The sequence below is a fragment of the Enterococcus sp. DIV1059_2 genome, from assembly GCF_051713685.1.
Classification (GTDB): domain Bacteria; phylum Bacillota; class Bacilli; order Lactobacillales; family Enterococcaceae; genus Enterococcus_D; species Enterococcus_D casseliflavus.
In genome coordinates this window covers 1155871-1180888 of sequence record NZ_JBIOQK010000001.1, presented here as the reverse complement: position 1 = coordinate 1180888, position 25018 = coordinate 1155871, and the positions used below count along the sequence as shown (strand labels likewise).

The 25018-nt window shown below is 42.7% G+C and carries 18 protein-coding genes; 2 read left to right on the top strand and 16 right to left on the bottom strand.

Going from position 1 to position 25018, the window contains the following annotated elements:
• Window positions 1-70: 70 nt before the first annotated feature.
• The 3 genes from IGI72_RS05530 to IGI72_RS05520 form a co-directional block, all read right to left on the bottom strand.
• A complete protein-coding gene (locus IGI72_RS05530; RefSeq protein ID WP_015509273.1) occupies window positions 71-1513 on the bottom strand; it encodes a glycoside hydrolase family 32 protein in 1443 nt (480 codons plus the stop codon).
• A gap of 42 nt (window positions 1514-1555) precedes the next feature.
• Entirely contained in the window at window positions 1556-2932 is a 1377-nt protein-coding gene (locus tag IGI72_RS05525) for a PTS transporter subunit EIIC (RefSeq protein WP_015509272.1), read from the bottom strand.
• 146 nt (window positions 2933-3078) lie between these two features.
• Complete coding sequence (locus tag IGI72_RS05520; RefSeq protein ID WP_086294834.1) at window positions 3079-4074, bottom strand: LacI family DNA-binding transcriptional regulator; 996 nt, start codon at window positions 4072-4074, stop codon at window positions 3079-3081.
• A 364-nt stretch (window positions 4075-4438) separates the two neighbouring features.
• Between IGI72_RS05520 and mazE the strand changes: the two genes are divergently transcribed.
• Entirely contained in the window at window positions 4439-4669 is a 231-nt protein-coding gene (gene mazE / locus IGI72_RS05515; protein WP_413152761.1) for a type II toxin-antitoxin system PemI/MazE family antitoxin, read from the top strand.
• 283 nt (window positions 4670-4952) lie between these two features.
• Here the strand turns inward: mazE and IGI72_RS05510 are convergent, their stop codons facing one another.
• From IGI72_RS05510 to IGI72_RS05490, 5 genes are all read right to left on the bottom strand, one after another.
• Window positions 4953-5294: a DUF7006 family protein gene (locus IGI72_RS05510; RefSeq protein WP_413134665.1), complete on the bottom strand. Its 342-nt coding sequence runs from the start codon at window positions 5292-5294 to the stop codon at window positions 4953-4955.
• Window positions 5295-5471: 177 nt separating this feature from the next.
• Window positions 5472-11000, bottom strand: a complete 5529-nt coding sequence (locus IGI72_RS05505; protein WP_438753387.1) for a MucBP domain-containing protein — start codon at window positions 10998-11000, stop codon at window positions 5472-5474.
• Window positions 11001-11247: 247 nt separating this feature from the next.
• Window positions 11248-12726 carry a helix-turn-helix domain-containing protein gene (locus IGI72_RS05500; RefSeq protein ID WP_413152759.1) on the bottom strand — a complete coding sequence of 493 codons (1479 nt, stop codon included), beginning with the start codon at window positions 12724-12726 and terminating at the stop codon, window positions 11248-11250.
• Window positions 12727-13277: 551 nt separating this feature from the next.
• Window positions 13278-14588, bottom strand: coding sequence for an NCS2 family permease (locus tag IGI72_RS05495; RefSeq protein ID WP_016610053.1), 1311 nt, complete (start codon window positions 14586-14588; stop codon window positions 13278-13280).
• Between the two features lie 160 nt (window positions 14589-14748).
• On the bottom strand, window positions 14749-15348 hold the full coding sequence (locus IGI72_RS05490; protein ID WP_115232071.1) for an NUDIX hydrolase N-terminal domain-containing protein: 600 nt from the start codon (window positions 15346-15348) through the stop codon (window positions 14749-14751).
• A 189-nt stretch (window positions 15349-15537) separates the two neighbouring features.
• Between IGI72_RS05490 and IGI72_RS05485 the strand changes: the two genes are divergently transcribed.
• Window positions 15538-16542, top strand: coding sequence for a DUF389 domain-containing protein (locus tag IGI72_RS05485; protein ID WP_413152758.1), 1005 nt, complete (start codon window positions 15538-15540; stop codon window positions 16540-16542).
• Between the two features lie 43 nt (window positions 16543-16585).
• Here IGI72_RS05485 and IGI72_RS05480 read toward each other — a convergent pair whose 3' ends face one another.
• The 8 genes from IGI72_RS05480 to IGI72_RS05445 all read right to left on the bottom strand — a co-directional run bounded on the left by IGI72_RS05480 (window position 16586) and on the right by IGI72_RS05445 (window position 24997).
• Window positions 16586-17212: a kinase gene (locus tag IGI72_RS05480; protein ID WP_438753385.1), complete on the bottom strand. Its 627-nt coding sequence runs from the start codon at window positions 17210-17212 to the stop codon at window positions 16586-16588.
• Window positions 17213-18079: a class II fructose-bisphosphate aldolase gene (locus tag IGI72_RS05475; RefSeq protein ID WP_010747730.1), complete on the bottom strand. Its 867-nt coding sequence runs from the start codon at window positions 18077-18079 to the stop codon at window positions 17213-17215.
• A 22-nt stretch (window positions 18080-18101) separates the two neighbouring features.
• Window positions 18102-18494 carry a hypothetical protein gene (locus tag IGI72_RS05470; RefSeq protein ID WP_005225457.1) on the bottom strand — a complete coding sequence of 131 codons (393 nt, stop codon included), beginning with the start codon at window positions 18492-18494 and terminating at the stop codon, window positions 18102-18104.
• 18 nt (window positions 18495-18512) lie between these two features.
• Window positions 18513-19802 (bottom strand): PTS sugar transporter subunit IIC, encoded by a 1290-nt coding sequence (locus IGI72_RS05465; protein ID WP_008379073.1) that lies wholly within the window; start codon window positions 19800-19802, stop codon window positions 18513-18515.
• A gap of 31 nt (window positions 19803-19833) precedes the next feature.
• Window positions 19834-20136, bottom strand: coding sequence for a PTS sugar transporter subunit IIB (locus tag IGI72_RS05460; RefSeq protein ID WP_413152756.1), 303 nt, complete (start codon window positions 20134-20136; stop codon window positions 19834-19836).
• Window positions 20137-20160: 24 nt separating this feature from the next.
• Window positions 20161-22230, bottom strand: a complete 2070-nt coding sequence (locus tag IGI72_RS05455) for a BglG family transcription antiterminator (protein WP_413152755.1) — start codon at window positions 22228-22230, stop codon at window positions 20161-20163.
• Window positions 22231-22465: 235 nt separating this feature from the next.
• Entirely contained in the window at window positions 22466-23515 is a 1050-nt protein-coding gene (locus IGI72_RS05450; RefSeq protein ID WP_074534970.1) for an FUSC family protein, read from the bottom strand.
• Window positions 23516-23776: 261 nt separating this feature from the next.
• Window positions 23777-24997, bottom strand: a complete 1221-nt coding sequence (locus IGI72_RS05445) for an NAD(P)H-dependent oxidoreductase (RefSeq protein WP_270273334.1) — start codon at window positions 24995-24997, stop codon at window positions 23777-23779.
• Between the last annotated feature and the right edge of the window lie 21 nt (window positions 24998-25018).

Below are 25018 nucleotides of genomic sequence, written 5' to 3'. Positions count from 1 at the left end.
GAGAAAAAGCTGACTCTTGGGGGTGCAACAAGAAAAACCAACTGTTTGCTGTCGTTTTCGGATCGTTGCTTTATTTTTTCGCCAATGCCCAAGCATTGACACAAACCGTGCCGGTTCCGCTGAGAGCGATCGCCTCGGTCTGTTTGGGATACACGCGAGAGGTCAAACAATATTGCCCACCATTTAGGAAGATCTCAATCGAAGACGTATCGACAAAAATCTGCAGCTGCGTCAGTTCATCGACCTTGACACTGCGCTGTTTACGACCGTAGCCAGAAACGCCATGATGGATCGTGAAGACACCAGCTTCATAAGCCAAAGTCGTATCTTGCAAAAGTCCAAGCTGAAACTGCTGCACTGGGACTTCCGCCGTAACTTGCAACTCATATGCCAATTCATCGAAAGACAAGTGCTGCGGTTTCTCTGAAAGCACAATTTTTTGGCTGACTTGCTTGTCTCGCAATTTTTGGAATTCTGGCAAAGGTTCTTGATACAACTGGTCATTTTTGACCGAAAGCTGTCTTGGCAGCGTTGCGGCATGCTGCCAGCCGCGAGGGATCGTAGGATTGCTGTATTCAGGACTGGTATCCCCTAGCCCCATCCAGCCCCACAAGATCCGACGTTTCTGCTCATCTTCAAAGGTTTGCGGGGCATAGAAGTCAAACCCATAATCAAGTTCACGAAACGCAGAAGTTTCTTTAAACGTCAGGTTTTCCCAATCCACCTCACCAATCAGATACCCTGATTGATGAATATTTTGGTAGGCATGTTCTTTGGCTGCCAAGCCTTGCGGTGAGAAGACCAACACATCTTTACCATCTAAATGGAAGTAGTCTGGGCATTCCCACATGTAGCCTAGAGCATAGTCCTCACCGAAAAAGATTCCTCGATAGGTCCATTCATTTAAATCCGTCGATTCATAAATCAAAATTTTGCCTTCGTTTTCCAACGTACGCGCGCCTAGCAGCATATAGTAGTTATCTTCGTGGGCAAAAACCTTTGGGTCACGAATATGATCGGTAAATCCTTCAGGGTAGTCCTCATGAGGAATCACGACTTCTTGCTTTTCGACGGTATAGCCGTCTTTGCTGATTACATGGACCGTGTTTTGTTCTCGTCCACTAAAGGTATAGTCATGATCACCAGGATGTTTGACATTCCCAGTATAGAAGAAATGGATCGCGTCATTCTCGATAAAGGCAGAACCCGAGTAGACCCCGTCTTTGTCATAGTCGTGTTCGGGAGAAAGAAACAGCGCTTCTTCTTGAAACGTGACATAATCCGTCGACGTTTTGTGTCCCCAGTGGGGTGGTTCCCCGCCATGGGGCGTTTGCGGTACATATTGATGGTAAAAATGAACCACGCCTTTGAATTGGCAAAGACCATTCGGGTCGTTCATCCATCCTGTTTCTGGCATCAAATGATAGTTCAAGCGCCACGCATCAGCACTGATTTTTTCTGCTAAATCGTTTTGGGTTTGGGCAAGCTGTGCCCAGTATTCCTTCGTTAACAATGTGGTACCTCTTTTCTCTTGCGATGAACAGCAAGGGATTATTTATTGGTTCAACTCTTTGGCTAGCGGTTTGCGCTGCAATTGGACACCAGCAAAACCGACACCAAAGGCAATCAAAATCACGACAACGTATTTCAGCATGGCACCGAAATCTCCAGTATACAACAACAGTCCTGGTATAAAAGTGATGCCCATCCCAGTGGCAGCTAATTGGAAGACATACGTCGCAAACCCGCCGACTGCGCCTCCCAGCATGCCTGCGCCAAAAATGCGCATCGAGCGTAAGTTGACCCCAAATAGTAAAGGTTCCGTGATCCCAAATAAGGTTGGAACCGCCGCACTGATGGCATTTGAGCGTTTGACTTTGTTTTTATAAATAAATGCCGCAGCGATCGCAGCCCCAAATTGTCCCGCCATACTTGCTGTACCTAAGACTTGTAGGACGTTTTCGCCTGTCGTATTCAATAACCCTAACTCAATAATACTTAACGAATGGTGCAATCCAGTGATTACGATCACTTGCTGAACCCCTCCGTAAATGATATAACCGATGCCCAATGGTGCTTGCACCAAGTAGACGATACTGTTGATGACTGCTCTTTCAGCTACTTGCAAGATTGGTCCTAACGCAAACAAAATCAAACCTAAAGTAATGACAATCGTTAAGAATGGTGTCACGATCAAGTCCATCATTTGCGGAACAAATTTACGGAACCATTTTTCTAGCTTAGAAACTAAGATCCCGACAATAATTGCTGGAAAAATCGACCCTTGATACCCAGAGATCGATAAACCGAATAAGTGCAATGGCTCTGCATCCCCGCTGGCAACTGCCCAAGCGTTCGGCAATTGCGGTGCCACCATCATCAATCCTACCACGATCCCAATGATCGGATTACCGCCGAATTTTTTCGTCGCACTATAGGCGATCAAAACAGGTAAAAAGGCAAACGCTGTATCCGTTAACATTTCAAACATAGCTAACCAGTCAGCACTATAAGTGACCCCCAACTCGGTCAATAATCCCCGAATCCCCATCAAAAGCCCCGTCGTTACCAAAGCTGGAATCAATGGCACCAAGACATCTGACAACGTGCGGACAACTTTTTGGACGGGCGACAGATTCGAATACACATCATCTTTGAAGCCAGCTTTATCAGCGGAAGCGTCATTGCCCATTTCTGCTGCGAAGGCTTGATAAACTTCATTGACTTTTCCTGTTCCAAAAATGAACTGATGCTGTCCCGTGTTGAAAAAATAGCCCTTGCTGCCCTCAACTGCTTCCGCTTTGTCTTTATCTACTAACTGATCGTCTTTCAAAATCAAGCGCAAACGTGTGGCACAGTGTTCAAAGTTTTTGACATTTTCTTTGCCGCCAACAGCTTCTAACACTTGGTCGATCGTTTTTTGTTCCTTCATTTTTCCCACTCCTTTGATCGTCGGTCCATTTGTGGAACCGGTTCTACATTTGTAGATTAACAGAAACCGTTTGCAATTGCAAGCAAAGAAAATAAAAAAACAGAACGCCGCAACTGGACGTCCTGTTCTCTCTAAAAATGTTTGCTTTATTTCTCCTGCTTGTCAAGCTTGGCAGTCGACTGTTTGACCACTAATCGATTCGGTAATTCGATCACCTCAGGAACCTCTTCCCCTTGCGTCAGTTTTTGGATCGTTAAGACGGCATCGATGCCTAATTGGACATAGGGATATTGGGTCGTTGTGATGGTCGGATAGACATAATCCGTCGAATCATAGCCGCCAAATCCGTTCAAGGAAAAGTCTTGCGGCACTTGATACCCTAGTTCATGGGCGGCTTTCAATACAGCAACAGCAATATTGTCGGTAGCACAGGCGATGTACGTTGCCGTTTGATCTTTCAAGAACACAAGGGCTTTTTGGTACGTTTCTCTTCTTGAAAAGGAGGTTTCGATAAAGTCGACTTTGACGTTAGGCGTTTGTGCCAAGACATCAAGAAATCCTTTTTTCCGCAAGACACCTACCGCATAATCATTTTCGCTGACTCCAACAAATAAATAACGTCGGTGGCCAGCGCTGACTGCATATTCTGCCATGGTTTTGCCAGCTTGATAATCTTCATGGACGATGGAATGAATGCCAGCTAACTGTTGGCCTAACAATAAAACCGGCATAGGAACCTCTGCCAGCACCGCTTGTAGCTGCGGCGTGATTTTGCGCGCAAACAGGATCATCCCTGCTACTTTTTGTTTGACCAGCATTTCGATATTTTCTAATTCCCGTTCATCGCTTTGATCAGAGTTGGTGATTAGCATTTGATAGCCGTTTTCCCGTGCCGTCGTATCGATCCCTTTCAACACATCATTTGTCGATGGTGAATTCAGTCGAGGAATGATCACGCCCAGCAATTTCGTGTCTTGGGCTTTCAGCGAACGAGCAAATGTATTGGGGCGATAGCCAGTTTCAGCAATGATCTGATCAATTTTTTTGCGCTTTTCTTCACTGATATAGCCATTGTTCAGATAGCGGGAAACCGTACTTTTCGCTACTCCCGCCTTTTCAGCAATGTCCTTGATCGTTGTCATGATTTCCCACCTTTGCGTTTTCTTTTATTATAACAATAACAGAAAGAAAAGCGCAGGTTTTGCGTGAAAATTGTTGGGATGGGCGGTTTTGGAATGAAGCTTCACTTTTTCGTTGCTTTAATACCCTGATCATTGGTGTGCCATAAATGATCCATCTAAAAAACTTCGTAATTCTGCTTAAAATCTAACATCTATTTTTCTGAGATGTTCATCCATCTTTTCAAACAATATTTCATTGCGGTTTCTTATCTATCTTATGTAAAGTGCGTTTTGAACTTTTGATGTGTTCAAAATACATTAAATCTCACTGTTGTCTTCTCCTTCCATAGTATTGCAAGGTATACTATCTCTAAGAGGTGATATTATGCTTATTACTAAATCAAGTCTACAAGGCAATTCCATCGTCGTTACGCTTCCTTCTGATAACGGAAAAAATCCTCCTGAAAACCAAGAATATATTGTTGTCTACGCAGAGGATGGGACGATCATTCTTGTTCCTAAAATTGAAGATCCTTTTAATGGTGGAGTGAAATCAGAGTTTTATGAAAAAGATGCGTGGGAAGACCTTTCATCTGAAGGGAGAATGATTTTTTAGTAACTAATGTTCAAACATACATTTCCAAAAAGCGACTATCGCTTGGATCGACTTTGCCCCTTCGGCTGGAAAGGAAATTCAAAAAAAGACGTCCTGGCTTAGATATTTAACCGTTATTCGATTCTGATCATTTTTATAGCAAGCAGCATATAATAAAAAAACCAGCTAAGCTGCGCTTAACTGGTTTTTTCATTAGTAGAAATCGTACTTTAACTTTACTTTAAATCACCTCTACCCACGGTCCATCTTAACCCCGATGCTTTTTCCGATAAGTTACTATTTTTCAGCAGACATTAAATACCATTGAATACTTCGTTTGCATACTAAGATCGTACCCACACAATTCTTTAAAATAATTTTGATAATCACTTTCAATAATTCTTATAATGTCGGCTTCTGAAAAATCCTCATACTTTGATAAATCAGCTAATAGACTCAGTTTCGCATCAATCCCAAGAATTTTAGGAAAAACCTTCCAAAACGTTTCTTTCGAAATTTCATCTATCAATTGATTTAACCGTTCCAGTTGTTTTTTTAAGTAGTCTTCCAGCATGTCTTTCTCTCTTGGCAGAGATCTAATCTCTTCTAGAAAATATTCGTTATATTCTTTTTTCGTCGAAAACATCAATTCAATTGAACTCCTTTCCACTTTTTACTGATTATTACCATCTACTATAAAAGTAAACCGTGATCCTCTTCATTTAGTGAATGATTTTTCTGAAGTTTTTTTAGATTTGAGAAAGCAGCAAAACCTCCACGGGCTTTGCTGCTTTCTTTTTATATTGACTATTCTAAAAACTAATTATCTTGTTTTTTTCTTCTTGTCAAAGATAATGAAAATGGCAAATAACAGTAGTAGCGATCCAACAATGATCATGATTCGTTGTCCAACCATCGCTTCCCCAGTATTGGGAAGTTTTGGATCGTTAGAATCTTCCTTCTCATTTTCTGGATTCTCTTTTTCAGGTGTATTTTGCCCACCGTTATTTTCTTCTTTATGATAGACATAAATCACTTCTTGCACGTCATTCGTAAACGTTCCAGATGCGTTATCTGGTATTTCCTTCACGGTCCAACCAGAAATTTCTTTTGGCTTACTCTCGTATGGCAGACCGACTTTTCCGCTTAGAATCGTTGGTTCAGATAGTTGATTTCCTTCGGTGTCTTCATATTTGACTGTTACAGGTGCCGCATCTGAACGGTCATAGATATAGATTACTTCTTGCGCTTCTTCAGTAAACGTTCCAGACACATTGCTTGGCATTTCTGGAACATACCAGCCTAGAATTTCTTTCGGTTTGCTTTCATATGGCAGACCAACTTTTCCGCTTAGAATCGTTGGTTCCGAAAGCTGATTCCCTTCGGCATCCTCATACTTAACTGTTACAGGTGCCGCATTCGAGCGGTCGTAAACATAGATCACTTCCTGTGGATCTTCGCTAAAAATTCCACGAGCATTGCTTGGCATTTCTGGCACATACCACCCTGGAATTTCTTTTGGTTCGCTTTCGTATGGTAAGCCAACTTTCCCACTTAATATCGTTGGCTCCGAGAGCTGATTCCCTTCGGTATCCTCATACTTGACTGTTACAGGTGCCGCATCCGAACGGTCATAGACATAGACCACTTCTTGCGCTTCTTTTCCGAAAATTCCACGGGCATTGCTTGGTGTTTCTGGTACATACCACTCTGGAATTTCTTTCGGTTCGCTCTCGTATGGCAGACCGACTTTTCCACTTAAGATCGTTGGTTCCGACAGTTGATTCCCTTCGGTGTCTTCATATTTGACTGTTACAGGTGCCGCATCTGAACGGTCATAGATATAGATTACTTCTTGCGCTTCTTCAGAAAACGTTCCATGAGCATTGCTTGGCATTTCTGACACATACCACCCTGGAATTTCTTTTGGTTCGCTTTCGTATGGCAACCCAACTTTTCCGCTTAAAATCGTTGGTTCTGACAATTGATTTCCTTCGCCATCTTCATATTTGACGGTTATAGGTGCTGCATCGGAGCGGTCATAGACATAGACCACTTCTTGCGCTTCTTTTCCGAAAATTCCATGAGCATTGCTTGGTGTTTCTGGCACATACCACCCTGGAATTTCTTTCGGTTCGCTTTCATATGGCAAGCCAACTTTTCCGCTTAATATCGTTGGCTCCGAAAGTTGATTTCCTTCGGTATCTTCATACTTAACTGTTACGGGGGCTGCATCCGAACGGTCATAGATATAGATTACTTCTTGCGCTTCTTCAGTAAACGTTCCAGACACATTGCTTGGCATTTCTGGAACATACCAGCCTGGAATATCTTTCGGTTCGCTTTCATATGGCAGGCCAACTTTTCCGCTTAGAATCGTTGGTTCCGACAGTTTATTTCCTTCGCCATCTTCATACTTGACCGTCACTGGTGCCGCATCCGAACGATCATAGATATAGATTACTTCTTGCGCTTCTTTTCCGAAAATTCCATGAGCATTGCTTGGTGTTTCTGGCACATACCACCCTGGAATTTCTTTTGGTTCGCTTTCGTATGGTAAGCCAACTTTTCCGCTTAATATCGTTGGCTCCGAGAGCTGATTCCCTTTAGTATCCTCATACTTAACTGTTACAGGCGCTGCATCGGAACGGTCATAGACATAGACCACTTCTTGCGCTTCTTTTCCGAAAATTCCATGAGCATTGCTTGGTGTTTCTGGTACATACCAGCCTGGAATTTCTTTTGGTTCGCTCTCGTATGGTAAGCCAACTTTCCCGCTTAAGATCGTTGGTTCCGAAAGTTGATTTCCTTCGGTATCTTCATACTTGACCGTCACTGGTGCCGCATCCGATCGATCGTAAACATAGAGCACTTCCTGTGGCTCTTCGCTAAAAATTCCATGAGCATTGCTTGGCGTTTCTGGCACATACCAGCCTGGAATTTCTTTTGGTTCGCTTTCATATGGCAACCCAACTTTTCCGCTTAAGATCGTTGGTTCCGAAAGTTGATTTCCTTCGGCATCCTCATACTTGACGGTTACAGGTGCTGCATCCGATCGATCGTAAACATAGAGCACTTCCTGTGGGTCTTCGCTAAAAATTCCATGAGCATTGCTTGGTGTTTCTGGCACATACCACCCTGGAATTTCTTTTGGTTCGCTCTCGTATGGCAACCCGACTTTCCCTCTTAATATCGTTGGCTCCGAAAGTTGTTTTCCTTCAGTATCCTCATACTTGACTGTCACCGGTTCCGCATCTGAGCGGTCGTAAACATAGATCACTTCTTGCGGTTCTGCGGTAAATGTTCCAAAAGCGTTACTCGGTGTTTCTGTCAAGGACCAGCCTGGTATTTCCTTTGCTTCAGTTTCATAAGGAAGGCCTATCGTACCGTTTAAAATTGTCTCAGTTGACAATGGATTCCCATCGACATCCTCATATCGAACTGTAACTGGTTGTGCTTCCTTTTTTTCCCACACATAAGTACCAGTCTTGCTTCCGTCATATTCATGAAAAAAGTTAGTTGGTGTCAGGGTTAAATGTTCGGTTGAAAGATTTCCCTCAAGGTCTTTTTCAAAGATCCAATTACCTGTATACAAGTCGGCAGGCATCACATTCTCCGGTAAAGTAGGCCGACGATTTTCAGCAAGATTTAAAAAGGTCGTCTTCTCTCCTAAATGTAATCTTTTGAGGCCGTTCATTCCTCTAAACATACCTCCAGCATTAGCGTTTGTAGAAGTAGAAGAGTCCATATTACTTGTGTTCCAATTTGATAAGTCTAATTCTTCTATTTTCGGTGTTACTTCAAATAAATTACGCATACTACTAACACTTGAGGTGTCCCAATTTGAGACATCCAAATGAACTAAGTTTCTAGCTCCTCCAAACATAGACGACATATCTTCAATATTAGAAGTATCCCAATTTGAGACATCAATCGTAGTCAATTTACTGACCCAGTCACCGGTCAAATTGTTGTAAAACATATAATCTGTTCGTTTTACTTTAGAGGTATCCCAATTCGAGACATCGATTTCTGTTAAGCTAGCAGTATTTTGAAAGACCCCCTGCATCCCTTCTACTTTAGAGGTATCCCAATTTGAGACATCCAACTTGGTCACTCTTCTAACACCATTAAACATGTTGTTTATATTCGTGACATTGCCTGTTTTCCAATTGGAGACATCCAGCTCGGTTAATTGACTCGCATTTTGAAACATAAAGAACATACTTGTGACATTAGAGGTATCCCAATTTGAAACGTCCAATTCAGTTAAGCTGCTGTTTCCATTAAACATGTAGTTCATGATTGTTCCATTAGAAGTATCCCAATTTGAGACATTTACGGAACGTAAAGCGCTAGCTCTATGAAACATGTAACCAAAGTTTGTTACATTCGAGACATCGATTTTCTCTGCATTTTCGATTGTCTCCAAACTTGTTAATGGTGTATCTAAAGTATGCCCAGAAAACATGTATGCTGAGTTGGCTGGAAAAACGACCGTACCATTTACAACAATTCGAGCAACATTTCTATAGCTTGTTCGCCAAGGGGATGTGTGTGGTGCGCCGGCTGTTCCTTCTTCTAACTCAACTGTTCGAGTTTCTTCATCCCATGTCCACGGAACGGTTCCCCACGTTCCTCTGACTAATGAATCTGATCGCTCATAAACATAAATGACTTCCTGTTCTTCTTCTGTAAATCTACCTGATGCATTAGCTGGTGTTTCTATAACAGACCAACCGGGAATCTCTTTGGGTTCACTTGTGTAAAGTTCTCCCACCTCCCCATTTAATATGTCTGGTTCGGATAATTCATTTCCTTCAGTATCTTCATACCGTATAGTCACTGGTGCTGAGATTAACCTTTCCCAAACATATGTCCCTGGGTTACTGCCATCATACTGATTCATAAACTCATCAGATGAAGCATAAATTACTGGAGTTGGACCGTTATCCCCCCCATCATTGATACGCTCTATCCATCTTCCAGAGTAGGGTAGACCTGCGTTGATTCTTGGCAATCTTACGTTTGAAGCAAAAATCGATTTCTCACCTAAGGTCAGTTCACGTAACGATTGGGTCATGTCAAACATATTATTCGTATTTGTAACATTCGTTACATCCCAGCTCGAAAGATCAAGACTCGTTAAAGATCTAGCCGAACTGAACATACTCAGCATCGATGTGACATTCGACACGTCCCAGTTTGACACGTCAATAGTAACTAATGAAGTCGCTACTCCAAACATATTCGACATGTTTGTTACACTCGAAACATCCCAACGTGAAAGATCCAAGCTTGTGAGAGAGTTAACCGCATTAAACATCAAGCCCATATCAGTTACACTGGAAACATCCCAGTTTGAAAGGTCTAAGTCGGATAGGGATCTGGCTAGACCAAACATGCTACGCATATTCGTCACGCTTGATACGTCCCAACTTGCAACATCCAAACTCGTTAAAGACTCTGCTGAATTAAACATTCCTCCCATATTTTGTACATTTGATACATCCCAATTTGACACATCTAAGCTTGCTAAAGATCTGGTTTGTCCAAACATTCCATTCATGTCCGTCACATTCGATACATTCCAATTTGATACATCAATATTTTTTAGTGTAGTAACGCCATGAAACATGCGATCCATGTTTGTCACATTTGACACATCGATATTTCCTACATGCTCAATCGTCAGCAAATCTGTTAGACGTTCTGCCGCTTGCGCTTGCGGTGATCCAAACAACCATGAAACGTCTTCTGGAAAAATAACCTTGCCATTAACAGAAATTTGAACAACATTCGTGTAGGTTTTCCAAGGTGCTGTGGCTGACGTGCCGGCTGCCCCTTCTTCTAACACAATTGTTTTCGTTTCTTCATCCCACGTCCACGGAACAGTTCCCCATACGCCTTCCACATTTTCATCTGACTCTTCATGACTGTCTTCCTTACTACTGTCTTCTGCACTACTATCTACTGATTCTTCATGACTGTCTTCTGTACTACTATCTAATGTAGCTTCAGTGGAGCTTTCAGATGAAGAGCTTTCAGATGAATCTGCCTCTATACCACTGTCTGTTTCGGTATGTTCCCCAGATCCATTGGTACTTATGTTTTCTTCAGTTGCTGTCGACGGTTGATCGTCTTTTTTCAATTGGCTTTCTTCATAACGATCTGCATTTCCATCCGCCAATTCACTTAGAAACCCTTCAGCAACAGGAACATCCGTCATTTCCAAATTATTTTCTAAGCTGTCGTTTTGAGAGCCATCCTTTACTGTATTAGCAAATACAGTGAGCGGCTGTCCTAGAGTCATTGCAATGACCAACATTATGTAACCTAACTTGCGTATCACTTCCCTAACACTCCTTTTCTTTTTAACGTAAACTTCTTGAAACATGAAAAATAATTATTCATGCAGACACTGCCGAATTGGTAGAATAATCTATCACAAGCTTGGAAGTTCTAAACAAAAGTATATAAGGATGTTTTTTAATAAAAAAATCATGTTTTTCACCCTAGGGGGAAATTAAGTATAAAAAAACCTATGCAAAAGGCTTTCTTTCCTTCTGAATAGGTAAAAAATAGGGTTATTATTTTAATTATTTTATAAGTTCGAACATTTTTGGTTCGATCGTTTTGAATAAGAGTTCCCAATCTTGTTTATCTGGAACTGTTTTCAATAATAGGCAGTTGGTGCTCACCTTATACTCTGACAAGTATTCACTGTAGTTTGTCACAATTAAATCAATATCTTCTTGGTTTAAGAATTCTTCCGTCAAAGCTGGAATCGTAATAAAAAAGATTTGATGACGATCACCAAAGTATTGATATACTCGCGATCTTATCAATTGACAGACATACAGATCGCCTTCTAATAAAAAAACAATTCTCTTGCTTTTGTACAAATACTGTTCTTTCAATCTTTCTCCCAGCAAAGTTAAGCTCGTCGTAATATCTTCCAAAAAGTCTTCTGTTATTCCTGATTCAGCGAAAAAGGAGCGCAAAAAGTGATGATTGTTGATGTATGATTCTTTGCATTCATGTTTTGTTTTCTCTATGATTTCTGACATTATTCTATTTTGAACTGGTGAAATTAGATGATTCACGTACCTAGAAAGGAAGAACGCACGATAGATCCATAAAAGTTCTGATGTATACAACTCAGGCGAGCAATTCTTGAGATAGTTTTCAGTTAAATGAGCAAAAGAATCAATGCGCTGCAATTGCGTACAGAATACCTTATCTTGGTCTATTTGATCAAAAGGCCGTTTGGCAATCGTTACTAAAAATAGCCAACAGAGCTCATCTGCACATAATTCCACTTGATAGATCTTTTGAATTCTTTGCTGAATCAAGAATAAATTAAGAAAATCCTTGTTATTCCTAACACTCTTGTAAAGATTTGTTGGTACATTGATCCTCTTTCCCTGACGTACTCGCTCGATAGCAATATATAAATTATAGTAAAATTCATTTGGAGAAGTACCTGTACCAATCGTAATTTCCTTGATTTTAGATAAAAAAGTTTGATAGATCAATTCATGAATCTCTTTTGGAGGAACCAACGTATGAGGGGTCATTTCCCCTTCATAGTAAAAATCTTTGAAAAACTTTCGGATATTTGCTTCATCGCCTTTTAAATCAATTGGAGTGAGTGATAGTTTTAATCCGTATTCTTTAAGAACCGGCTCAATTTGTCTCAAATAGCGTCGAAATGACGTTTCTGATATGTGAAATCGGTCAATTAATTCTGCTACGTCCTCTAGCTCTCCATAGAAAACGTTTCCCAATAATTCAAACAAAATTTCATTTTGCAATAGTTTTTCTTTTTGTTCAATAAATCGAAGGGAGTTCTTTTTTTCGAAAAGGTACCCATTGTTCGTTGAAACAATTTGCGCACTATCAGAAAAATACTCCTTTAGCTTATTTATATCAGTTAAAATCGTCCGTTCTGAAACCTCATTTAGTTTAGCTAATTGACCCTTAGTCGCTTTTTGTGTCCGCTCAAAAAGATTCAATATACGAAACCAGCGAATAGTTGTTGGATCAACAATAAACTTTAACTGCAGATCTTTCATCCTAACACCTCCCAACTTTATAGAAAATCATACCATGTATTTTTAACCCATAATCATTTTTTCATTCCTTTTCTAACTTACTACATTTTCTCAATGATGTGAACGTCACTTGTAAATGAATATTTTTTTGCTATTGATTAAAGACTCTAGTTAAAAAATCTCGAAACGATTACTGCTGAAAAGAAGGCGTTATTTATCTAATCTAAGCAAAGAACAAATGAAGTAAGAAAACCTATACAAAATCAGCTACGCCAAACCTTTTCCTTTTATATGTGCTATCATTTGATTGAAGAAAATTATAAGTTAGAATCAATGATTCGTTTTTTAAAATCAGAATAAAATCATATGAATGTTAGGTAAAAATAGATTGCCTTAACCACTCCTCGTATTTGTAAAAAATGAAAAAAACTACTATTCAGCATCCATCGCTTTAATAAACACTGTTTTTACTTTTTTCAGTTTGTATTTATCAACTCTTATTCTCAATACAAAAAAAACAGCTAAGCCACAAGCTTAACTGTTCTTTCTTTTATAATTGATAAACGTCTCTTTCACACATTCAAAATCCACATAAACCCAAGAAAGACAAAGAACAAGCCGTACATGATTGGTGAGACTTCTTTGCCGCGTTTGGCTGCTAACATGGTGATTGGGTAAAAGATGAAACCCAAGGCGATCCCATCGGAGATGCTATAGGTCAACGGCATGCCTAGTAGAATCAAGAAGGCTGGGATTGCGATTTCCATTTCGTGCCATTTGATTTCTCGTAGCGATTGTGCCATCAGCACACCTACGACGATCAAAGCTGGTGCCGTCACTTGGGAAGTAACAACGGATAGCAATGGTGAAAAGAACAAGCCGAACAAGAAGAAAACTCCAGTCGTCACGGCAGTCAAGCCAGAGCGACCGCCCACGGCGATCCCAGCGGAGGATTCCACATATGCGCCTACTGGTGAGGTCCCTAATAAAGAACCAGCGAGCATGGCGGTGGAGTCAGAAGCAAGTGCTTTGCCGACCCGCGGCATTTTGTTGTCTTTCATAAAGCCCGCTTGATTGGCAAGTCCCACCAAGGTGCCTGCCGTATCAAAGAAAGTGACGAGTAAGAAAGTCAGTACTACGACCCACATTTGCAGGGAGTTGATGTCTCCTACATGGTTTAGCGCCACTAAGAATGTGGACGAAATACTCGGTGCAGCAGAAACGATACTGGATGGTGCTTGAATCAAGCCAGTCAAAAGACCTAAAACAGTTGTTGCGGCCATCCCGATAAAAATTCCACCAGGAACTCTGCGAACCATCAAGACGGCAGTGATCACTAAACCAAAAATCGTCAGCCACGTCGTACCGACACTCAATGAACCTAGTGCCACAAGGGTCGAATCGTCGGAAACGATGATCCCGCCTTCGCTCAATCCCAAAAAGGCGATGAACAGACCGATCCCCCCAGAGATGGCATATTTTAAATCAGCAGGGATCGCATCAATGATCAGTTCCCGTAATTTAAAGATTGTGATCACGATGAAAATCAGTGATGCCACAAACACACCCGCTAATGCTGTTTGCCATGGAACCCCCATTCCAATACAGACTGAATAAGAAAAGAAAGCGTTGATCCCTAATGCGGGTGCCGTAGCGATCGGGTATTTTGCTAAAACCCCCATCAAGATGCAGCCCAATGCGCTGGCTAACGCCGTTGCCGTAAAGACGGCACCTTCGTCCATCCCAGATGCCCCAAGGACCGTTGGATTGACGAATAAAATATAGGCCATCGAGATAAAGGTGGTAAAACCAGCTAAGATTTCTCGTTTGACCGTTGTTTGTAAGGCATCCAGCCCAAAAAAGGAATTGATTTGATTCTTCATTTTTACTCCTCCAGCAATCAAGCAAAGGTGTCGCCATTGCTTGATTTTTTATAATGAAAACGACGAAATCAATCATAAACCAACTTTATCTGCAAGTAAATATTATCCAGTTAAAAAAACCAATAAAACGCTTTTTCCAACATCTTACCCTTAGCTGTTTTTAATCAACGTGTAACGACTTCTCATTCACCAATTGCTCCAGTTGTTCCTTGGTGGTGCGCTTGATGGAAAGCTTCGGCAGCTCCTTCAACGAAAAGTAATCGCTGTTGGAGGTTTCACTGTTTTTGATGAAGTCCCCTGCCAAAACATCACAGGCAAAGACCAGCTTATAGTATTGGAACACTTGCGGAATGTCTGGTCTTAGATTCGTATCAAAAATTGCTCGCAGCTCCTTGACCTCAACGAGTAAGCCAGTTTCTTCCAGCACTTCTTTTTTGATGTTTTCCCGTGGCGTCAAGCCAATTTCTGCATAGCCTCCTGGCAGTGACCATTCTTTCGTCAGGCTGTCTTCCACCAGCAAGATTTTTTCGCCTTTTTGGATCAATGCTCGTACATCGACTTTGGGCGTAGGATAGCCCTCATTTTTTTCTGTTAAAAGGGTCAACGCAGCTGCGTCTTGATCCACGACGGTACTCATCAAATGCAATGCCAACTCTTTGATCTCTTGGTAACGTTCCTTATCGTAGACATCTTTGCCATAGTACAAACCTGCTTCAGCGATCGATAACAGGCGTTTGTATTGCGCAAAATAATCTTTCATCCATTCCCCGCCTTTTCCATTTCTCTGTTATGCTTCTTATTCTAGAGGAATTCGGCGGTTTTGCAAAAGATTGGCAACCCAATCATTGAATTCTCGTTGCTATCATCACGTGATAGACGCAGATTTTTGTAAAATCGGCCGATTTAAGGGACAATGAAAAGAGCAGAACGATTTTTCTCAGAAAGGATGATGAAGGTGAACTTAACGCCTGATTTAGTTTCCAAAGAACAATTGATTGGAAAAATTCAAAAAGATATGGACCAAACGATGCTCGTCTATGCACTTTTAGTTTGTGCAACGCTGATTGCTTCGATTGGTTTGAACTACAACTCTACGACAACGATTATCGGGGCGATGTTAATTTCGCCACTTTTAAATGGGATCAACGGGATCGGCTTTGGTTTAGGTCTTTCCCATTTACGTTTGGTTAAAAAAGGACTGCTGGTCTTTAGCATCCAAGTCATCATCGTACTTATCATCTCATTTGCCTTTTTCTTACTCACGCCAGTCAAAGACACAACACCTGAGATCATCACCCAAACGTCTGCGACGATTTGGGATATTTGCGTCGCATTGATCGGTGGTTCAGCACTGGCTTTTGCCAAAGTCAGGGGCCGCGACAACGATGTTATTATCGGCGTCTCCATCGGGACGTCCCTGATTTTGCCGCTTTGTGTGACGGGTTATGGGCTGTCGATCAAAGACTATTCGATTTCATGGGAGTCTGCTCAACTCTTCTTCACCAATTCCTTTTTGATTTGTTTTTCCTTGTTCATTACCATCTGGCTGTTGCAGTATGGCGATTTCCGTCACCAAAAATGGTGGAAGTTTGCCGTGGTTGCCTTACCGATCACGGTCATTGGGAGTTTCTTCGTTTATACGACGATCCAAACGACCATCGCGGAATACCATGCCAAGCGTTTTGTAGAAGCTAAACTGGGGGAACATTATTTGCTGGAGCAAACACTTAATGAGCAGAAACAATCCCTTGAATTAAAACTCGTCGGTGAACCACTCTCGAAACAAGCGGTCGCGCAGCTTGAAGCAAGTCTTAAAAACTATGCTTTGCCCGACTACCAGCTGAAGGTCAATGTCTATTCTGCCAATAAAGAGGGGCAATTTGATGCCAAAGTATTAGCCGAAATCCTACAAGTCCAAAACCAAGGAACTTCGAAATTTTTGGGCTTAGACTAAAAAAACAGGCGCTGCCCTTTTCAGGTGTAGCGCCTGTTTTTCTTCAATTTAAGTCATTGAGTTGTTCATCGATTCTCTCGATCAACGGGCGATAATCCACTTGCTCGTAATCTTCCACATTGACTTCGATAAGCGTTCCTAACTGAAAGTCATCGTAACGGCGATTAGTGATGATTTGCCGAAACGCTTCTTTGGTTATATGGTTGGTTGCAGCTTGTCTATCTTCCAGTACATCCCCGTAATGGTACCGTTCCATGATGAAACTTAAATGACGGTCATCCGCTTGATCACGTAAGTGACGTCTTTCCCATAAGGTTTCAAAAGAAGCAGTCAAGCGAATGGTCAAGCACTCATAACCATAGCTTTGGGCGAGAAATGTTAGCAATGGCTTCTGTTTTTCACTAAAAGGGTATTCCGAGACCACCAAGCGTTTTCCTAAAGACATGTACAAGCCCAATGCCTGATAGTAAAAAGGCCAAACATACTGCTTTTCGATCTGGGCTTTTTCTGCCAATGAATCAAAGCCGAGGGATTCGGCATAGCACTCTTTGATTTCATCTGGCGTAAGAGCGAAAAGATCAGGAAAACGTTTCTTCAACAGATTCAGTAAATAACTTTTTCCAGTTCCAGGGCTGCCTGCTAATAAAACAAGCATCTTTTTGCGTACCATCTATTTGCCGATCGCAGTCGGCGCTTTCGTATTCATGAAAAGGCCGATCTTGTGCTTGACGATTTCTTTGATGGCTTCATTGGATGGGATCACGTTGTGGCGCAAAGATTTGTTGACTTCCGTTGCCCCAAAATTTTCTTTCGCAATCTTCGTCCAATTGACCAACAATTCAGTACCTACATTAAACTTGCGAATGCCGTTATTGATCAATTCAGGATAATCTTCTTCTTTGACGCCAGTTCCTCCATGAATGACTAGCGGCACGTCGACGACTGCATGGATCTCCTTCAATAACTCAACATTCACTTCGGTTTTGGAGCGGAATTGACCGTGATTGGTTCCGATAGCGATGGCTAGCGCATCGACGCCAGTAGCAGCGACAAACTCTACCGCATCTTCTGGGCGTGTGAAGACTTTATCGTCTTCTTCCACATGAATGCCTTCTTCTGTGCCGCCGATCGTTCCTAGTTCTCCTTCGACGGACACCCCATGGGCATGAGCGTATTCTACGACTGCGCGCGTTTTCAAAATGTTTTCTTTGAAGGGCAAATGCGAGCCATCATACATCACCGAGCTATAGCCGCTATCAATCGCTGCTTTGATCTCATCGAAATCTCTGGCATGATCCAAATGCAAGACAGCATCTACTAGCTCGTGATCGGCAATCGTTTTGACGACATTGACCAAGACATCATAGCCGATGTATTTCGCCGTATCGATACTTGTTTGAATGATGATGGGTGCCCCCATCTCTTTGGCTGCCCGCAGCATACTTGGCAGCATTTCTAAATTATGGGTATTAAAAGCCCCCACTGTAAAATTCAATGCTTCTGCTGTTTTCGTTACTTCTTTTAATGTTGTATACATCCTTGATTCCACCTCGTCTAGTTTAATTGCCGCTGATCGTAAGTTGTTTGGCGATTTGCCGCATTTCTTCCATTTTGTCCATGTAATAGTCGATCTTTGCATCGTCGCCGTTTCGTGCGGCGGCGGCACGTTGAGCATTGTAAAGGGACATCAGTTTTTTATAGCCGTCCCCGATCGATTTTTTCGCCTGCAAGCTTTTTTCCAATGCGTCGATCGCTTCTTCTGTGCGGGAAAGTTTTGCCTGCGCTAAGCCTAACGCTTCATACAATTTTGCTTGTTCGTCGATGTCGGTTTCTGCTTGCAACTGACTTTCTAGATTTGCAATAAGCGCTTCTGCCTCTTGGCTTTCTTCAGCGGTCAAAGGAACCGCTGGTGTTTCTGTGGGCTTTTTTTCTTTTTTGAAAAAAGAGAACATGCGTCTTCCTCCTAGCGATTAAAAGTTTTTCAATAAGGGACTGATGATCCAAGCATATAGCAAGGCTGCCGTAACGGTATCCACATCAGTTGCCGTAGCGTTAACAAAGCCCATTTGATTGAAGATCGTTACAAGTAGGGCTGGCAGTAACGTAATGAAGAAGCCGTGAAAGATCCCTCCGATGATCGCCCCTCGACGTCCACCGACCGCATTGCCGAAGATCCCAGCGGTCCCGCCTGCAAAGAAGTTCGTCAGCATCCCTGGCAAGATCATCGCCAAGCCAAAGACTGGTAAAACGAACATGGCGATGACTGTCCCAATCGTTGTAGTAATGAAGCCTAAAATAACTGCATTTGGGCTATATGGGAAGAACACTGGGCAATCGAGTGCTGGTTTTGCATCAGGCACCAATTTCATGGCGATCCCACGAAACGCAGGGACGATCTCGCCTAAGAGCAACCGAACGCCAGCTAACAAAACATAGACCCCAACCACGAATTGAATGGCTTGCAAGAAGGCATACATGATGTAATTTTGATCACCAGAGAGCGTAGAAGCAAAGGTTTCTCCAGCAAATAAGACCGTCACGATATACAGTGGAACCATCACGACCATGACAGAAAGATAGGTATCTTGTAAAAATTCAAAAGAACGTGGCAGTTTGATGTCTTCGATCGATTTTTTCTTCTCGCCTCTTTCTCCAAACAGATAGGCAACGCCTGCTTCAAAGAGGTAGCCGATCGTACAGAAATGTCCGAGAGCAATGTCGTCTGACCCAGTGACTTTGCGGATGATGGGCTGAGCCATCGCTGGCATCGCTACGGCAAAGATCGCCCCAATCAACCCACCGACAAGAATCAAGACAACGCCGCGTAAACCAGCGAAATAGCCAAAGACCGTCGTCATGGTCGCCATCCATAAAATGGCTTGACCCGTCAAGAAGATATATTTCCATTTTGTAAAGCGTGCCAATAAAATATTAAAAACAAAGATGGCTAAAAATGTCAGCGCTATGTCCCGACCCAAGCCCAACTCATTCATCGCTTGCCCGTTGATGGCTTCGATGGAAGGAATTATGCCTTGCATGTCGAATCCTTCTGTGAAAATCTCGCCGAAATAGGTCAGACTACCGACGATGATGCTAGAACCAGCGCTTAAAACCTGGAAGCCCAATAGCGTCTTCAAACTTCCTGAAATGACTTGACCTGCTGACTTTTTCTGAAGCAGCAGCCCTAACATCGCGATCAAAGCGATCGTGATCGATGCCTGCGTTAAAATATTATCAATGATAAAATTGATGATGCCCATTTTTTCAAACTCCCTTCGTCATGCCTCTTCCTTACAGTGCGCCTTTTTCCGTTAATACTGGGATGATTTTTTCTTCGATTTCTGGTTTTGAAACGATGTTGCGTAAATAAATGATTGCGGTTGTCGGGTCCAAGGTAAACTTTTCAAATTGCGTTCGGAAATTCTCTGCTGTAATGATGATGTCTGGTTTCATTGATACCGCTGATGAGATATCGACATGATCCAATTTCGCCTCCACTCCTAATTTCGTTAAGACATCTTCTGTTGACATTTGAGCCGCAAAGCTGCTGCCAAGACCTGCACCGCATACGAATAAGATCGATAATTTGTTCATGATTTTTTCCCCTTTTCTTGTTTTTTATGAAAATAGCAATGATTGAAACGCTTCGATCGTAGAGCAAGCCAGCAACTGCGTGACTTTTTCTTCATCATTGATCAGTTCGATCAATTCCTTCATGATGGCAAGATGAGAGTAGGAGTCCACCGCAGCCAAGCAAAAAATGATTTTGACGGGGTCCATTTCTGGGTTCCCAAATGCGACTGGCGGCGCCAAGGTGAGGACACTCACACCCAACTGCTGGGCGCCATCTTCTGGTCGTGCATGCGCCAGCGCCAAATGTTTGCCAATGACGATATAAGGACCGTATTCCTCCACCGCCGCAACCATTGCCTCGATATAGCGTTTTTCGATGATCTGTTCTTTTACTAGCGGCTGCGCAGAGCGTTCAATGGCTTCTTCCCAATTTTGAACAGGAACGTTTAATTGAATATGATTAGCGGATAAAACATCTTTTAACATTGGCTGAATCTCCCTTGCATTAATGGCTAATTGATTTTGTTCAAACAAGTGTGTCAATTTGCGATAGGCGGCAGCATCGACTGTCCCGCCGCTTTCTTCAATCACTGTAAGCAACTGATTGAAGAACAGCGTGGCATTTTTTTGGTCAAAGGCGATCCGCTTGAATTGTTCATTGTTGTTTAAGAAACGTCGGATCACTTGGTGATTTTCTTCATTGATGATCGGTGGGATCAGTAATACCGGCTTTTCTCGATAATCGATCTCATAGGTTGAAAAAACCAGATCCACATCGAATTTCGTAATCAAATTGACTTCTTGTGAATTCAAGACTGCCGCAACTTCTACTTCTGGAAACTTCTCCTTGAGGCTGGCTGCCAGCAGATTGCCGGTTGCCATTCCATGGTTACAGACGACGACCGCCTTATAGCTCGTAATGAGCTCGTGGTTCAATGAACTTAGGGCTGTAGAAAAATGGATCACGAGAAATGTCAGTTCATCTTCTGATAGTGGTTGACCGACGATCTCTTCGATCGTAGGAGCGAAGCCCTTGACGGCTTGGTAGATTTGTCCATAATTTTTGCGAACGGTCTCTTTGATCGGATTGGGTACTTGAATGCCGCTCTTGGCTCGAACGATCAGCGCGGCCATATGTTTATACAATCCCTCTAACAGCTCTTCTTCCTTTTTACTAAAAGGGATCTTGGTTTGGCATTCGACAAATTGGATCAGCTGCAGCGACAAAAGTTGCGCATGCGCCCATTCGATGGAATTGGACAAATCTTTAAAGTTCAGTGACTCGATGATGAAAGAAAGATAGTTGACTTCGATTTCTGGTGGCTGGATCGAAAAGGTTTCAGCGATCGCCTGGATATAGGCTGACCCTTGGAGCGGATTGCTGGAAGTAGACCAGTTCATGCGAGTGATAAATTCCTTCATTCTGATACGCATCAGCCAAATGGCGGTAAACAATAAGATTTGGCTGCTATACAACTCATTTTGATTTGGCGGCAACACAGCTTGCATCACTAGTTGGATCTGTTTGATTTCTTTTTGCGGCAAATAGCGATAAAGCAATTTCGTAAAGACTAAATCTGGGGTCTGTTTATCAAGTGGCAACCTACCGATCCGCTGATTGATGATGTCAAAAATCATCGTCCGAATCGCTCGTTCCGATCCATTCAACCGCAGTCCTTTTTTTCCTAGGCTGATGATCTCAATGCCATATTTATTGATGTCCGCCCGCAAACGGCGCATGTCTTCATCCATGCTGCTTTTTGATATCTGGTACGCTTCTTCTTTTTTATTCAACACCAGGATCTCTTTTGAAAATGTCAGATGCAGCAGCAGATCAAAACGACGCTCTTCACGGGTCATATATTCCGACTGTTGTGCGTGTAATGCCTGCCAAACGATGGCTTGCTGTTTCGAGGTCAGTTTCAAAAGGATGCCCTTTCCTCGAAGGGTTTGGATCGGTCCGATGTGTAAGTCAGCAAGAAACGTGTTGATCTCATTCAAATCATTGCGGATCGTCCGCCCACTGGCTGCGGTCTCTTCTGCCAGTTGCTCGATGGATAGTGGATAATCAGTCACTAACAGGCGATGCAAAACATCTACGATTCGTTTTTTCACAACTTTCTCTCCTTCTCTGATTTGAGTATATGATTTCGCTTACAACAAAAAAAGTAGATGTTTCTGCCACTTTAGTTTGCAAAAATGTAAACGCTTCTATTTCAAAATAGGAACCTTTGCTCGATTATTTCATATTTCCCTTATTTTTCCTATCCGATGGAGATAACGTTTAGATAGAGAATCAAAGGCAAAAAAAGCAAGAGCTACAGCTCTTGCTTATCGATGATGGTGCATTCTATTGTGTTTGATCCGTCGTGTCTTCTGGTTTGTTTCCCAGTGCTTGCTCCATTTGCTTTACTGCCCAATCCATTAGAAAGATCAACAGCATTGCCAGCACGCTGCCGATCAATGCCCCTGAAAAACGCAATGGGATCAATTTCAGCGGCGTAAAACTAGTACCGATGGTCATTAACAGCAGCACTTGCGGATTGGTAAAAAAATTAGCAACGGTATAATTGACTGGCATAAAAAACTCCGTCAATATGTTTAGAATGATCAAGACCACTGCGATCGCTTCAAGGGGCATATGCAAGGACATCAATAAGAAACCCAGCAGCAGCCCCACGATTCCTCCCAGTACCCTGCCGATCGTGCGATTTTTGATTTTTTCCATATGTTCTCCTGCCAAGACGGCAGCAGCAGAAATCAAGATCCAATAGCCGTTGCTGTCCCGCAACAGATAGGCAATGTAGGTCGCAATGAACAATATCAAAGAAAAGTGCAGCGCCTTGATGACCATTTCTGGTTGCTGAGATAATGCTAGCGAATATTTCTCGTGCAAGCTCAGTTGTTGAAAGGCCGTTTTTTCTTCTTTCAACGGCAGCTGTTCAGCCAACGAAATCACCAGTCCAGCAAGCAGTGAGCCTGCGATGCCATAAAGCAAATAGGAACTGTGGTGCAAGATCTCTCCAAGGTGCGCTGCGTGAAAATTAAAGCCGGTGGCATAAAGCATCAACACGAAGAAATAATCGGGCTTGGGGATTCGCATCACTTTTGACAACAAAAACGCAGAAAACGATAACGCACCGATGATAAAAGGTGCGCTCCAAGGAATCAGTGCTGTCCCAGCGCCTAAAATAAATGCCAGCAGCAGCGCAGCGCCGTGGGTCAAAATGGCGCGCAGATTATAAAAAAGGGTCCGATGTTGAAAAGCCAAGTAGGAAAAAGCCCCCATCGCCCCCACAGAACTTATCAAAGGGTCCTGAACGAGGATCCCTATAAACAAAGGAACCGCCATCGCAAACCCTGATCCTAACGGACGCAAGACTTTTCGTTTGTCTTTCATGCAATTCCTCCTATCAAAAAATATGTACGATGATACAGCCGTTTTATAAGCAACGTCCTAAACTAGTATACGAAGCAAAAGATGAATATGCAAATTTTTTTCAGAAACTTTGTGAAATCTTCGCAACGATGTCCTTGATCAACTCAATCGCTCATAGAAAACCGTTCATTCATGAAAAAGCAGCAAAAAGAGAAGCATTCGCTTGGCAACTGATTGCAAGCGAATGCTTCTAGCGATTCCTTTTCTCCCTTTAGACAACCCTTATTTCACTGAAGCGCTGGTGACCGCATCTGCTGCAGGTGCGTCATGAGTACTGGCACTAGTGACCGCATCGGTCGGTTCTTGGTGCACAGAAGCACTGGAAATGGCGTCTTCATTGCCGACAAGTTTTTGACCGGTTTGTTGCAAATACCATTCGATGATTGGCTTGAAATCAAGGATGTATTCGTTGATCCCCGCATATTCACCGTTTTCATCGTGCATCGCTTGATAATTGTGGACGATGTATTTTTCTGGCACCTGTTTCGGCACATGGACCCGAACCGCGTCGGTCGCTCCACTGCGCAGCTGTTGGATCACCCACTCAACATTTTTGAAGGATTTTTCAGGATGGCATTTTGCTAATGGATTGCCGACTTGTCCTGGCACACGTGCTGCCAGCATATTTTGGGCTTCTTCCCGAAGATTGTAATACAAGAATTGGTTGTTGCTATCGGCAAATGTCAATTCCATCGGCATCGAATCTAAGAAGTAATTGATCTGATCGACTGTCAGCAAGCCGCGATTTAGTTTGACGTAGGTATTGCCAGAAACGGCACCGACTGCTTCAGCGGCTTTTTCCAGCCATTGATCATCATACATATCCACCCCTTCCACGGTGGTTGCGATTTTCCCTGTGGCGTAGAGGTCTTCGGGCGGCAATTGTTTGGGACCCGCTAAAGCAGAAACGACTTTGATAAATTGCAAGAAGCTGTTGATCGTCGCATCTAAAAAAGCAACCGTTCGGGCATCGATCAAATCACCCGCTTCATCGAAAGCTTCTTTGGCTTTGCCCAACAAAAACTCATTTCCTGGCATCACTAAAGCATTGACTCCCGGTGCGTCCAAAATCTGGCGCAGATGCAGCTGGGCCCTTGAAGTTCCTTGATCATAGTAAGAGGCACCCACGATCATTACTGGTTTGTTTTCCAGAGGATGGATCTTGAATGAAAGCCATTCTAGCAAGCTTTTCAGTCCTGCCGTCACGGTATGGTTGTGCTCTGGTGTAGCAATGATCACACCGTCTGCCATCAATAATTGCCGATTCAAACGCTGGATGGCTGGGCTTTGGGTTTGATCTTCCTCTTGATTAAAGAGAGGAAAGTCTTTGATCTCTACAAGTTCTAACGTGAATTCCTTTTTGTATTGCTTTTTGATAACGTTCAGCAGCTGACGATTGGTGGAGACTTCAGCGGCTGATCCGACGATTCCGATCAATTTCATTGTCTTTACGCTCCTATCTTT

What these genes read in the sequence shown, in the direction of transcription:
- IGI72_RS05525 (WP_015509272.1), bottom strand. Translation starts at nt 2,932, where the DNA reads ATGAAGGAACAAAAAACGATCGACCAAGTGTTAGAAGCTGTTGGCGGC.
- IGI72_RS05520 (WP_086294834.1), bottom strand. Translation starts at nt 4,074, where the DNA reads ATGACAACGATCAAGGACATTGCTGAAAAGGCGGGAGTAGCGAAAAGT.
- mazE (WP_413152761.1), top strand. Translation starts at nt 4,439, where the DNA reads ATGCTTATTACTAAATCAAGTCTACAAGGCAATTCCATCGTCGTTACG.
- IGI72_RS05510 (WP_413134665.1), bottom strand. Translation starts at nt 5,294, where the DNA reads ATGTTTTCGACGAAAAAAGAATATAACGAATATTTTCTAGAAGAGATT.
- IGI72_RS05500 (WP_413152759.1), bottom strand. Translation starts at nt 12,726, where the DNA reads ATGAAAGATCTGCAGTTAAAGTTTATTGTTGATCCAACAACTATTCGC.
- IGI72_RS05495 (WP_016610053.1), bottom strand. Translation starts at nt 14,588, where the DNA reads ATGAAGAATCAAATCAATTCCTTTTTTGGGCTGGATGCCTTACAAACA.
- IGI72_RS05490 (WP_115232071.1), bottom strand. Translation starts at nt 15,348, where the DNA reads ATGAAAGATTATTTTGCGCAATACAAACGCCTGTTATCGATCGCTGAA.
- IGI72_RS05485 (WP_413152758.1), top strand. Translation starts at nt 15,538, where the DNA reads ATGAAGGTGAACTTAACGCCTGATTTAGTTTCCAAAGAACAATTGATT.
- IGI72_RS05480 (WP_438753385.1), bottom strand. Translation starts at nt 17,212, where the DNA reads ATGGTACGCAAAAAGATGCTTGTTTTATTAGCAGGCAGCCCTGGAACT.
- IGI72_RS05475 (WP_010747730.1), bottom strand. Translation starts at nt 18,079, where the DNA reads ATGTATACAACATTAAAAGAAGTAACGAAAACAGCAGAAGCATTGAAT.
- IGI72_RS05470 (WP_005225457.1), bottom strand. Translation starts at nt 18,494, where the DNA reads ATGTTCTCTTTTTTCAAAAAAGAAAAAAAGCCCACAGAAACACCAGCG.
- IGI72_RS05465 (WP_008379073.1), bottom strand. Translation starts at nt 19,802, where the DNA reads ATGGGCATCATCAATTTTATCATTGATAATATTTTAACGCAGGCATCG.
- IGI72_RS05460 (WP_413152756.1), bottom strand. Translation starts at nt 20,136, where the DNA reads ATGAACAAATTATCGATCTTATTCGTATGCGGTGCAGGTCTTGGCAGC.
- IGI72_RS05450 (WP_074534970.1), bottom strand. Translation starts at nt 23,515, where the DNA reads ATGAAAGACAAACGAAAAGTCTTGCGTCCGTTAGGATCAGGGTTTGCG.
- IGI72_RS05445 (WP_270273334.1), bottom strand. Translation starts at nt 24,997, where the DNA reads ATGAAATTGATCGGAATCGTCGGATCAGCCGCTGAAGTCTCCACCAAT.